At 64.3% G+C, this 11,870-nt stretch carries 9 protein-coding genes; 6 read left to right on the forward strand and 3 right to left on the reverse strand.

Translation table 11 applies throughout. From position 1 onward, the window contains the following. Positions 1-23: 23 nt before the first annotated feature. From ABXH26_RS18835 to ABXH26_RS18850, 4 genes are all read left to right on the forward strand, one after another. The gene (locus ABXH26_RS18835) at positions 24-203 is read left to right on the forward strand and encodes a hypothetical protein (protein WP_353568655.1); all 180 of its coding nucleotides are present in this window, start codon (positions 24-26) and stop codon (positions 201-203) included. Between the two features lie 57 nt (positions 204-260). Then, positions 261-1,052: an RHS repeat domain-containing protein gene (locus ABXH26_RS18840; protein ID WP_353568656.1), complete on the forward strand. Its 792-nt coding sequence runs from the start codon at positions 261-263 to the stop codon at positions 1,050-1,052. A 141-nt stretch (positions 1,053-1,193) separates the two neighbouring features. Continuing rightward, positions 1,194-1,820, forward strand: a complete 627-nt coding sequence (locus tag ABXH26_RS18845; RefSeq protein WP_353568657.1) for an OmpA family protein — start codon at positions 1,194-1,196, stop codon at positions 1,818-1,820. A gap of 37 nt (positions 1,821-1,857) precedes the next feature. Next, positions 1,858-2,037, forward strand: a complete 180-nt coding sequence (locus tag ABXH26_RS18850; RefSeq protein WP_353568658.1) for a hypothetical protein — start codon at positions 1,858-1,860, stop codon at positions 2,035-2,037. A gap of 316 nt (positions 2,038-2,353) precedes the next feature. Here ABXH26_RS18850 and ABXH26_RS18855 read toward each other — a convergent pair whose 3' ends face one another. After that, the gene (locus ABXH26_RS18855; protein ID WP_353568659.1) at positions 2,354-2,545 is read right to left on the reverse strand and encodes a hypothetical protein; all 192 of its coding nucleotides are present in this window, start codon (positions 2,543-2,545) and stop codon (positions 2,354-2,356) included. A 240-nt stretch (positions 2,546-2,785) separates the two neighbouring features. Between ABXH26_RS18855 and ABXH26_RS18860 the strand changes: the two genes are divergently transcribed. After that, complete coding sequence (locus tag ABXH26_RS18860; RefSeq protein ID WP_353568660.1) at positions 2,786-3,388, forward strand: PEP-CTERM sorting domain-containing protein; 603 nt, start codon at positions 2,786-2,788, stop codon at positions 3,386-3,388. A 33-nt stretch (positions 3,389-3,421) separates the two neighbouring features. Beyond that, on the forward strand, positions 3,422-6,037 hold the full coding sequence (locus ABXH26_RS18865; RefSeq protein WP_353568661.1) for an alkaline phosphatase family protein: 2,616 nt from the start codon (positions 3,422-3,424) through the stop codon (positions 6,035-6,037). Positions 6,038-6,157: 120 nt separating this feature from the next. Here the strand turns inward: ABXH26_RS18865 and ABXH26_RS18870 are convergent, their stop codons facing one another. Beyond that, entirely contained in the window at positions 6,158-7,336 is a 1,179-nt protein-coding gene (locus ABXH26_RS18870; RefSeq protein ID WP_353568662.1) for a Gfo/Idh/MocA family protein, read from the reverse strand. A gap of 330 nt (positions 7,337-7,666) precedes the next feature. Further along, positions 7,667-11,851 (reverse strand): hypothetical protein, encoded by a 4,185-nt coding sequence (locus ABXH26_RS18875; protein WP_353568663.1) that lies wholly within the window; start codon positions 11,849-11,851, stop codon positions 7,667-7,669. Positions 11,852-11,870: the final 19 nt, after the last annotated feature.

The following is an 11,870-nucleotide window of genomic DNA, read 5'->3' on the forward strand; positions in this document are numbered from 1 at the left end:
GCCGCTACATGTTTGCCCTGTAGATGGGCTACTTCGTTCCAGAAGCCGTACTGGGAAAACCCGACTTCACCGCGGGAGATCGCGTCTGGGGATTTTTTGCTGAAGGTGTTTCGGTTCGCTTAGTGAGCCATCCTGCAGCCCTTGAAACGCAACGGGAAGACTACAATGACCGGCAAAAACCCGTGTCGGGTATCCCTTTTTGATTAGGGTTTCGCATTTCGCAATTTGGTTCCAATGCCTCGGGCGATGCCGCCATCCTGGTGATCCATCCCGACAACACCCGGACGCTGACGACGATCGAGGGCAACCTGCGGGCCTCGGTGGCAACTCTGGACAGCACCGGATCCGAGATCCACTCCACGAGCTATCTCTACGATGCGCTGCGCCGTCCCATCGCAATGACGGATTCCCGCACCGGAACGGTATCCTTCACCCAGACCTCCGGCGGAGTTCCCGTGGCGCATGACGATCCGAACGCCCTGCCCGCCTACACCGAGTCCGGCAACCTGCTCTGCCAACGCGACTCCGGCGGCAGAGCCACCCGGTATGCCTACGATGTCATGGGCCGCAGGGTCTCCGTGGACGCTCCCGACACCACCCTTGCCGGCGGAGCGACTTCCGCCAACGTCACCCGCACCTCCTACCATCCGACAGGAGAGGTGAAAGCGGAGTGGGGCGACCAAACCTACGCCACTTACCGTCTTTACGACGAACAAGGCCGGATGACCGAGCTGCGCACCTACCGCAGCCTGGCCCACGGCACCGAACCCACCTCGGCGAGTCCGGGCTACGACACGACGGCTTGGAGCTACCATCCCCAGCGGGGTTTCCTCACCGCCAAGCGCGACGCCGCCGCCAAGGGCGCGGATTACACCTACACCGCCGGGGACGGCTCGAAACCCCAACCTGGGCGGAGGCCCCGATCTCGGGAAAGATCGGCTGCGCAAGACCCCCGAAAAGATGCAAAGTCCACCGCCTCCGCCATTTGCAGCGTGCATCCCGCCCGGGGGCCAACGCTGGGGGTCAGGCCAAGGCCGTCAAATGCCCCCTAACTTCAGGCATCACGTGCGTGGTATGCCGCTTGCGAATACCGTGGACCTATGAAAATCGCGAGTCCATGGCCCTTGCTGGCCTTATTTTTCGTTCCCCTCACTGGCCCGATGACGGCCCAAGTGGAAGGGGTGCCCCCGCCCGTGACGACGGTTCCGACGGTGGAAAAAACCGTCACGGAAACCATCGATTCCGAAGGCCGCCGGACCGTGGTCGAGGAAGTGACGGAAACCATCCCCGGACCCGGCGTCGTCCCTCCGCCGGTCGTGCTCGATCCGGTGGTGGTCGAAAGACAGCTCACGATGGAACCGCGCATCATCGAAGCTCCCACGGAGCCTGCCGGCGAGCCCCTCCCGCCGGACGCGCGCGTCTACAACCTCGAAACCAACACCGTGATCGTGAAAGGTCGCGAGCACCCGTTCGTCACCCTTCCCGTGCTTTTCGAGAAAGAGACGGCCCGCCTGCTGGACGCCGAATCCCGCGCCACCCTCGATATCACCGCGGCCGCCATCCTCAACGTCCTGCAAGCGAGTCCTTCGGCAGTGTTCGATATCGAAGGCCACACCAGCACCGATGGCGACACGGACTTCAACCTCAAGCTTTCCGGCGATCGGGCCCAACGCGTGCTCGACGAACTGACCACCCGCTACCGCGTCCCGGGCTCGGCGCTGACAGCCCATGGCTATGGCGAAAGCTTTCCCAACCATCCCAACGGAAACGAGTCTGACATGATGCTCGACCGCCGCGTGCTGGTGGTCCGGACCCAATGAACGAATCTCCCGGCAAAACCAAGAACACCAAAACACGATGAAAACGACCCTCGCTCTCGCGCTCCTCACCGCCGTGCTCCTGCCCAGTTGCGTGACCGTCGACCCCGAACCTGCGGAAACCACCACCGCCACCGCGACCCGGACCACCACCACGGCGACCGATCCGTGGACCGGCACCACGACCCGAAAGACGACGACCACCACCACGGAGTACTGATCTCCGAGCCTGGAGCCGCGGTGGTGGAAAGCGAGCCACCGCGGCAGTTCCTCGCCGCCCGGCGGTTAAGCGTTTTTCGGTCCTATCAACCGGCCAAGCCCGGCGCGTGCCTCCACATCGCCGGGTGCGTGGGTTCGCAGCTGCTCTCTTCTGCGGCTTTTCGAGCCAGTCTTTCCGACTCAATCCTGCAGGACACTTTCATAGGACCCGAAAACGAGCTTGCCCTGATGCCCCTTGTTCCACTCGCAATGGAACCGAAGCCAAATTTGGCGCCGCGCCCCGCGGCAAAAAGCTGCCTGCGGAAAAGGGGAAGACCTTAATCGGGGTCGCGTGTTCCGGACCCCGCCTCGAAAGAGCCGTCAGTCCGCCCGGCAAGCCGGTTGACCTCCGCGAGGGCACGCGCCTCGGCCAGTTCTTCGGGCAAGCCCTCGTCCTGCATGTAGGCCATTTTGAGTTTCTCCGCCGTCTCGCGGTCTTCGAAGGAAAGATCGTCATATAGATTTTTCATGGATCGGAAGTGGGGTCTGCCAAGAGCTCAGCAGTCCCCGTTCCTTCGATTTCATGGGGATTCCAGCCCTATCGAACGATCCCGACGTTGCAATTTCCACTCCGCGTGCGTGCGAATCATCCTGTTTCGTTCTTCCCTCAGGACGTCACCGTTTTCCCCCTTGACCGCTCTCCGCGGGATCTAGAAGGTTCGCGAGACTCGATGATCAAGCTCTTAACACACTGAACACGCTTCACTCCCATGATTCCAACCCTTAACAAACCCGCTCCCCGCGGCCGCCTGGGAGCTTATCTGACCGCCGGCATCGGGGCGGGGTGTCTCGCAGGCCGGGCAGATGCAGCGCTGCACGTGACCTTCTACGGGATGGGTTCGCAGAACCCGGGCAGCATTCCCCCCACGCCGGAAGGCATCGCGGTGGGGCTTTCCTTTTATGCCGGGAACTACTATGCCGTGGACAGCAGCGATGCGATCGCCGCGTTCAGCACTCTGGGGATGAACTATTTCACCTCGGGAACGGATCTGGCGGGCTTCAATAGTTTCGGCTACGGCCAGTATCTCAAAGAGACCACGGTCATCAATGGAGCGACCCTCAACTCCGACCAGAATTACGCCAACATCTCGTTTAATGGGAATGACGGTACTTATGAGGCGGTCGCCCAATTCTTCTTCGACGGCACCGGCAACGGTTATCTCGTCGCGATGGCCCGCAACGACGACAACGCGCCTTTGTCGATTTCCGCCGGCAAGGCCGCGATCGACGCCGTACCGGAGCCCTCGGGCCTGGCCCTGCTCGCCCTGGGCGCCGGCGGACTGATCACGCGCCGCCGTCGCGGCACGAAATGACCCGGCTTCGCGGAGCCTTCACGAGCTGATCCCATGGCGCGCAAGCGACTGTTGCTGGTCGGCTGGGATTCCGCGGACTGGCAGATCATCCATCCGCTGCTGGATGCCGGACGCATGCCCGGACTGCAGCGGATCGTCGACGCCGGGGTTTCGGGAAATCTGGCCACGCTGGAGCCCCAGCTCTCGCCGATGCTGTGGACCACCATCGCCACCGGCAAGATGGCCTATCATCACGGTGTGCACGGATTCACCGAGGTCGACCCGGCGGGTTCGAGGGTCGTACCGGTTTCCGCGGCCACGCGGCAGTGCGCCACTGTCTGGGAAATCCTGGAGCACGCAGGGCTGAAGTCGCATGTCGTCGGCTGGTTCGCCACTCATGGGGAGCGCGGCGGAAAAGGCGGGATCGTATCAAACCTTTTCCCCCATCTCGGCTGGCCGTCCTCCGGCCCCGAAGACTGGCCTCCCCCGCCTCCCGGCACCTACTGGCCGGAAAGCCTGGGCAAAGACCTCGACCCGCTGCGCGTGAGCCCGGCGGAGATTACGGAGGATATCCTGCGGGCCTTCGTTCCGCGGGCTCCGGAGATCGACCAATCCACCGACCGGCGCCTTCATTTCCTCGCGGAGAGGCTGGCGGAAGCCTATTCCATCCAATCGGCTGCCACCTATCTGATGGAAACCGCACCGGACTGGGATTTCATGGCGGTGTATTTCCGCGCGATGGACGAGATATCCCATGCTTTCATGCCTTTTCATCCCCCCAGGATGCAGGGCGTGCCGGAGTGCGATTTCGAGATCTATCAGGATGTCGTCGCCGCGACCTATCAGGCGCACGACATGATGCTCCAACGGCTCATGCACCTGGCGGGACCGGACGCCACCGTGATGGTGGTTTCCGACCACGGGTTTCACAGCGACCACCTGCGACCCCGTTTCACGCCGCGCGTGCCTGCCGGCATCACCGTCTGGCACCGCGCCCAAGGGATCTTCGCGGCCAGCGGCCCGGAGTGGGCGCGGGACCAACTCGTCCACGGAGCCCGGCTGCTCGACATCGCCCCGACCATTCTCCACCACTTCGGCCTTCCGGTGGGGTCCGACATGGAAGGCAGGGTGCTCGCGGAAGTCTTTGCCGATCCGGCCGCCGTCCGGTGGAAACCGACCTGGGAGATCGCCGAGGTGGCGCGCCGTCATCCGCGGCTGCCGAAAGCGGCCGACGACGCCCTCCTCCAGCAGTTTGTGGCTCTGGGGTACATCGACGAGGTGTCCGACGATGCCGCTGGGCTGGCCGCCACTGAGCGCGAAAACCGGTGGAACCTCGCGCGGGCCTGCCTGTATGGAGGAAAGCTGGAGATGGCGCTGGAGCTGCTGGAGAAATGCCTCGCCGCAGCGCCCGAGCGGGCCGACTACGCCCAGCTTCTCGCCCGCACGCAATTGAAGCTCGGCCTGGTCGAGGAAGCGGAGGAAACGCTCCACCATTGCCTGCAGACCCTGGGCCCCGGCATCGCCGCCCATCTGCTGCTGGCCGGGATCGCCATTTCCCGCGGGAATCCCCGTGAAGCGCTGGAATCCCTTTCGAAGGTCGCGGAACAGGAGCCGCGGAACGTCGATCTTCTCCGCGGCATGGGCGAGGCTTGTCTCGCGCTGCGTCGCTGGACGGAGGCCGAGGAAATCGCCCGCCGTATCCGGGAGATCGATCCCGGCGACTCGACCGCCTGTTTCCTGCTCGCGCGGTGCATGCTGCGCCAAGGTCGGCCGGATGATGCGATGGAGGCCGCACTGGAAGCCATCGGTCTCCAGTATGGCAACCCCCAGGCTCACTTCCTCCTCGGAATCGCGCTTGTCCGGCTTGGCGAGCCCGCGTCGGCCGAAACCGCGCTGCTCCGCTGCCTGACGCTCGATCCCTCGCACCGTCCGGCCGCGCGCCATCTGACCCGCGTGCAGCGCCTCCTCGGCCGGCCGGACGCCGAGGCGCTGGAGCGGGAAGCCCGCGCCCGCCGGGTGGCCGAGACCGCCGCCTTCGAACTCCGCCGGCAACGGCTCCGCCAAAGACCCAAACTCCCACTGGCACCAGCCCAAAGCTCTTCCAAGGCATTCACCCTCGTGTCCGGGCTTCCCCGCTCCGGCACGTCCCTGATGATGCAGATCCTCCGCGCGGCGGGCGTGCCGATCATGCACGACGACCGGCGGCCGGCGGACGAAGACAATCCGGAAGGCTACTGGGAATGGGAGGGCATCCGTTCCCTGCGCAAAAAACCCGCCTTGATCGAGCAGGCCGAGGGCAAGGTGGTGAAAGTGATTTCCGCCTTGCTCCCGAGCCTGCCGCCGGAACACCGCTACCGCATCCTTTTCATGCGGCGGCCGGTGGAGGAAGTGGTCGCCTCCCAAACGAAGATGCTCGCCCGGCAACGCCCTGACGCCCCGGCGGACGACGAGGATCTCGTCACCCTCCAGACCCGCCACCTCGCCGGCGTGCTGAAACGCCTGCGGGGGAATCCCCGCATCGAACTACTGGAAATCCAGTATCATTCCCTGATCCACGATCCCCTGCCGGAGCTTCGACGGATCCTCGATTTCGTCGGCGCGCCTGCGGAGGCGGATCCTGTTTCTCTCGTCCGGATCATCCGCCCCGGCCTGCATCGCAACCGATCGTAGGAGTTCCCGCCTCGCGGCGTCATCGAGGGCACCCCGGCAGCGGCGGGCCCAAAAAATCCTGCCGCGGGAAACCCCACGGCAGGAAAGATGACGAAACCGTTGATGACGAGGCGTTACCTATCAACTCACCGGCTGCCAGGCACCATCGGCCTCGTCCGACTTGAGGCAGGCATCAATGAAGGCCAGACCTTTGCGCCCGTCGTCGATGTTCGCATACCTCGAACCATCGCATTCCCAGGCTTCGCCCGCCTTGTAGGCGCGCACGGTTTTTTCGAACTCGCGGTGAAGCCGGGCGAAGGCATCGTGGAAGCCCTCGCCGTGCCCTGCCGGAATGGTCGGCTCGCCGAGCAGCCAGTCCGGCACGTCGCCGAGGAAACCGTCGTTCGCCGCCACCGCGCCGCGCCAGTAGGTGCGGTCGGGCTGGCCTTGGAGCAGGATGGTGACTTTCTCCGGCTCCTCCTGGCGCCACTTCATGGCACCCTTGGTTCCGGCCACCATGATGCCGAGGTCGTTGAGGTGGCCGATGCACACCTGCGACGCGCGCACGAGGCACTTGCCGCCATTGGAAAGCTCGCCGTAGACCGTGAAATGATCGTCGATCGGTCGGCCGGGCACGAATTTCTCCAAACGGGCCGACACGCGATCGATTTCCAAGCCGGTGACGAAGCGCAGTTGCATCATGGCGTGTGTGCCGATGTCTCCGCCGCAGCCGCTGCCGCCGGCTTTTTTCGGGTCGGTCCGCCATTCGGCCTGCATCTGGCCGGCATCCTCGAGTTTGTCGGCCAGCCATCCCTGGATGTAGTAGGAATCGACCCAGCGCACCTCGCCCAGCAAGCCGCTGGTCACGACGTGACGCATGAACCAACTCGTCCAGTGACCCAGATACGTGTGGGCGACGGCGAAGGGCACGTTCTTCTCCTTCGCCTTGGCGACCAACTGGTCCGCCAGCTCGAGATTCGTGGTCAGGGGCTTTTCGCAAAGCACCGGGATGCCCAGCTCGAGAGCCTTCATGGCGGGATCGAAGTGGACGAAATTCGGCGTGACGATCAGCACGTAGTCCAGCTTCTCGTCTTCCGGCAGGTTCGCCTGGTCGGCAAACATCTCGTCGTAGGACGTGTAGCCTTTCACCGGATAGGGCCATTGGTTGGCCTCGTTCATCGCGATTTCCGGGTTCGGGTGCAGGGCCACGGAGGTCACGCGCCGGGTTCCGTCAAAGTGGATCGCTTTCTGGTGCGGGTTGGCGATGAAGGCGCCGCCGCCGCCACCGATCATTCCGACCTTCAAAGGTTGGTTGGACATAAGTTTCTGGTTCTGGATTCGAATCTGGGCCGTGCACCCTCACCCCTCGCAAGGCGTCGGACTCCGGATGAGGCAGACGGGAAAAGCGGCGGGTCGGGAGGATTTACAGCGGAATCCGGAGAGGATTTTCATCCGTCTCCGTATTTCCGCGGCCTTGGTAACGCCCCCCCGATCCCCGGGCAAGGTCGAAGCAGGAGCGCCCTCACCGGAACCACCCCGATCGCTCCCTTGAGCCGCGGAGCACCGGACTTCGTCTCCAAGCGGACAAAGATAACATGTTTCAAGTTGAGTCGATGGCCGGCGTGGAAGTAAGTAAATGCTCCTAGTTGATCAACGGGGCACGGCGCGGTGTTCGATGTAGAGTTCGATGTCGTCGATTTCATCGATGACCAGCCGGGTGCCGGGGTTGACGCCGTTGCTGGGGTGGAGGACGAGGATCCACGATGAGGTGGCGACGGAACGTTCGGAGAAATCGAGAACCTTGTCCGGCACGCTTACCCCCTCCAGCGAGAAGCGGCTGCGATCGGGCAGGATCTTCAGGACTTCGACCGACGAGGCGGTGAGGCCCTCGCTGAAGCTCCAGCCGCTGGGCAGCGGGCTGCCGAGCGGACGCGTGACGAAGCGGTAGAAGCGGTTCGGGAAGGAGGTGAACTCGCCGACCACGCGGTCGGGGCGCGAAACACCGAGTGGCTGGCCGGGCACTTCATTGCGAATGACGCTGGTGCCGAGGTAGCCAAGGTCGCCGAGCAGGGTGTTCGCTCCATCGTTGCCGGTGGCCAGGTTCTGATGCGGGCCGCGGATGAAGATCCGCAACGAGTCGAGGCGGTCGAGGTAGAAGTCGGGGTTGAAAAAGGTCGACTGGTAACCGCCGAGGCCACCGTTCGCGGCGGTGTCGTAGCCGGTCTGGCGGAGGGTGTCGAAGTGCAGCGTGATGTCGTCGGCTCCGTTGTTGTCGAAGTCCTCGAGCGAGCGTTTCAACTCGTAGCGGAAGGCGGTGATGGCATCGACGTTCTCGATCCGGCCGGTGGCCGGGTTTTCCACGTCGTAGAACAGCGGGGCATTGGTGGTGTCGTCCAGCTGGTCGTAGCCGAAGTAGTCCTCCCGCAGGGAAAACCAGTCGTCCTTGTCCTGGGCGGCGCGTCCGATGCCGACGATGGTTTCCCAGTGGGCGAGGCCGTCGAAGAAATCCTTCAGCTCCTCGGCGTTGCGGAGCTTGAAGAGGTCGGCGGTCTGCCACGCGCGGCCGTTGGGCGAATCGTTGAGCGGCAGGTTGAAGGGCGTGTTCCACTTGTACTCATTGGCGCGGGCGGCGAAGAAGAGCCACTTGCGGGCGTTGCGGAAGGCGATGTGAGCGCGCTCGGTGGCGTTGAGCGCGCGCAGCCGGTGGGTGGGATCGGCGAACCAGCGGTTGGCGAGCTGGCCGTCGACGGCTTGAAGCCGCCGTTCGAGGTCGGCCTTTTCCCCGATCAGGCTGGTGAGCCGCCCGGCCTCCTGGCGGAGCAGGATGGCGGCCTCCTGCGAGTCGATGAGCAGGGTGTTCATCTCCAGCAGCATGGTCTTCACCAGCGCGTCGGAGTTGTTGGCGAGGATCTCGTCGTCGGCTTGGCGAATGCGGGCTTCCTGGGTGGCGGCGAGCTTTTCCTTGGAGGCCTGGAGGTCGGCCTTGCCGAGTTCGCTCCCGGCCTGGACCACCGCGTTCACCACACCGACGCCGAGGACGAGCTTGGTGAGTTTTTCCGGCTCCACCATTTCACTGATGGCGTTCATCGCCTGCTGAGCGGCCTCGATGCGGCCGATCTCCTCGGTCATGGAAGCCTGGCGGTTGCCGAAGTCGATGATCGCGTCCTGCAGCTGTGCATTGATGCCGGCCTCCTTCCTGCGGCGCTGGCGCTCGTACTCGACCTTCTTGCCCAGGTTCGAGATTTCCGCGTTGTTGTGGAGGATGCGCTGGCGGGCGACCTCGATCGAGCGGACCTGCTGCCAGATCTCCGAGCCCTCGTTGTCCTGCGGGTTCTGGTAGTTCGGGGTCGGCGGGTGGGTGTAGGGAACGCCGACGATCTCGGTGAGGCGGGGGATGATCGCCGAGGTGGAGTTTTCCACGAGGAGGGAAAACTCGGCTTCGAGGGCATCCTGGGTGTTGCCGTAGTTGTTGATGGCGGTGATCGCCTGGGTGAGGCGGTCGCGGGCGAGGGTGAGCGGGCCGGTGGCGCCGTTGAGGATGGCCTCGAAGTTGTCGTAGGAGTCGAACTGGCCGCCCTGGCTGCGGATCAGCATCAGGAAATCGGGCTCGTAGCCGAGGATGTTGATGGTGCCGTTGAGGTTTTGCTGGAAGGCGCTGAGGTCGCTGAGAGCGGTGTCGATGGCGCCGGACAGCTGATCGAGGCCGAGCGAATCGCGCAGCGAGGGCGCGAGCGCGGCGGGATCGAAGAGCGAGTCGATGAGGTTGCGCTGTTCGAAAACGAGTCGCTGGCTGCCGCCGATCAGGTCGCGGACGGTGTCGGCATCGCCGGGGGCATCGCGACAGGTGAGCAGGTAGGCGAGGTCGGAGGCGGTCTCGGCATACTGCAGCAGCAGGTCGTGGATCAGCACGAGGTCCTTGTAGCCGGGCAGCAGCTCGGTGGAGTCGATCGGTGAAACGAGCGCGCGGCCCGGCACGTGGCGGGCGAACAGGACGCGGCCGGCCGGGTTGCCGGAGATGGGGGGCACGCCGAGCGGGTCCTGGAGAAGTTCGAGATAAACGTTGAGCCCCGCACCGGCGTCGTCGAGCGCGCTCTGAAGGACGCTGATTTCGGAGTCGATGAAATGGCCGGAGTTATCGAGCAGGCGGTCTTCATCGAGATCGACGACCGCGTTTTTCGAGAGGATCAACTGGGCGGCGGCGCGGCCGTAGGCGAGGTCGAGGAGGTTCATTTCCAATCCCCGCGCGGTGCTGCCGGTGGCGGAGGGATAGGCGAAGCGGGCAAGCGCCTCGGCCTCGTCGGCACGGGCGCGGTGGGCCGGCGAGTAGAGCGTGCCCATGTCTCCGTGGCGGTTGATGAACTGGCCCGGGCTGCTTTCCTCATAGAGCAGATGAAGGAAGGCGAAGGCGGCGTCCTGCGGCGCGTTCGGGTCGGCGTCGTCGTAGTTGATGAGCGGACCGACCCGGGGGAGGACTTCCCGGGATTCGGCTGAGATCACCGCGACGAGGGGGGAATAGCTGGTGGTGAGATCCAGCTCGGCTTCGAATTTGAAGATGATGGAGGAACCATCGGTATCGATGGACTCCACCCGGGCAAGGTGGTTGAGAGGATCCGAAAAGACCGGGGCGGCGAAGCCGGAGGGAGGCTCGGCCTGGGCCACGATCGGGCCGAAGGTGAACTTCGAGTGCCAGCCGCCGCCCTCGAAGCGGAGGAGTTCTCCGAGGGTCATCGTACTTCCCCCGTCGGGATTTCCGGAGCAGGCGAAAAGATCGCCCGACTGGGACAGGACGCGGCCGGAGTAGGAGCTGGTGGTCTTGTGGATGCTGGCGGGATTTCCCGGAAAGGAGGTGATCGTGGCCTGCTGCTGCCAGGAGTCTCCGACCCGCTCGATAGGGAAGGTGTGGCCAAAATCGTTTTCCGAATAATCATAGGAGGCGAGCAGACGCGGACCGGAGAAAGCCATCGAGCGACCGAAATTGTGACCGTAGGTTGCGCTGCCGTTCGGCTCGTCGAACATCGCCTCGCGGATCCACGAATCCGTCAGGGGATCGAGCCGGTAGAAATACAGCACGCCGCTGTCACGGCCGCTCAGGTTTCCGCGCTGGGCGGCGATGCAGGCATGGGGGCCCTCCATGGCCACGCTGGCACCGAAATACGCCTGGGTGTTGGTATCGATCGGCAGCACCTTCTGTTTTTCCCCCCACAGGCCGCTGGCCTCGCGCTTGAAGAAGTAGGCCGCGCCGTTCGGGTAGGTGTTGGCGAGTTCGTTGTTCTTGAGCGAGCCGAAGAGGACCCAATCGCCCGAAATGGCGACCGCGGGGCCGGTCCATTGGTCCGGCGCGATGCCTGCGGGCACGAGCTTCTGGTGGAACTCGTAGCGACCGGTGATCGGGTGGCGGAGATAAACATAGGCCCCGCTTGCCACAGCCGTGGCCGGATCGTCCTGTTGTTCGTCATTGGAGCCGATCACGAGGATCGAGCCATCGGGAGATACATCGAGCGACTCGCCGAAACGCATCCAGCCGGTGACTTCCGTCGGCCTCAGCGTTTGGACCAAGGACCACTCATCTCCCGAGCGGCGGTAAACGAAGACCTCGCCCGGCTTGTCGGCTCCGAAGTCGGCCTGGACGGGGGCGCTGACGAAGGCGGTATCCCCGGAAACCGCGACCGCATGGCCGTATTCGTAGTCGAAAGCGTTGTCTTCGGTGATGTGCGCCGGCCTCGGCAGGAACCGGGCGGCGAGCGGGGGCTCGCCAGGATCAAGATCGAGCGCCTCGTCGAGGGTGGGTCGGGCGGCCAGCGGAAGGACGGTCAGGAAAAAAAGCAGCGCTTTCATGGCGGAGCAGCGTTCGAGG

This window comes from Haloferula sargassicola, from assembly GCF_040362925.1.
Lineage (GTDB): Bacteria > Verrucomicrobiota > Verrucomicrobiia > Verrucomicrobiales > Akkermansiaceae > Haloferula > Haloferula sargassicola.

Coding starts and splice junctions, on each gene's coding strand:
- ABXH26_RS18850 (WP_353568658.1), top strand. CDS start 1,858: ATGAAAACGACCCTCGCTCTCGCGCTCCTCACCGCCGTGCTCCTGCCC.
- ABXH26_RS18855 (WP_353568659.1), bottom strand. CDS start 2,545: ATGAAAAATCTATATGACGATCTTTCCTTCGAAGACCGCGAGACGGCG.
- ABXH26_RS18835 (WP_353568655.1), top strand. CDS start 24: ATGGGCTACTTCGTTCCAGAAGCCGTACTGGGAAAACCCGACTTCACC.
- ABXH26_RS18875 (WP_353568663.1), bottom strand. CDS start 11,851: ATGAAAGCGCTGCTTTTTTTCCTGACCGTCCTTCCGCTGGCCGCCCGA.
- ABXH26_RS18860 (WP_353568660.1), top strand. CDS start 2,786: ATGATTCCAACCCTTAACAAACCCGCTCCCCGCGGCCGCCTGGGAGCT.
- ABXH26_RS18865 (WP_353568661.1), top strand. CDS start 3,422: ATGGCGCGCAAGCGACTGTTGCTGGTCGGCTGGGATTCCGCGGACTGG.
- ABXH26_RS18870 (WP_353568662.1), bottom strand. CDS start 7,336: ATGTCCAACCAACCTTTGAAGGTCGGAATGATCGGTGGCGGCGGCGGC.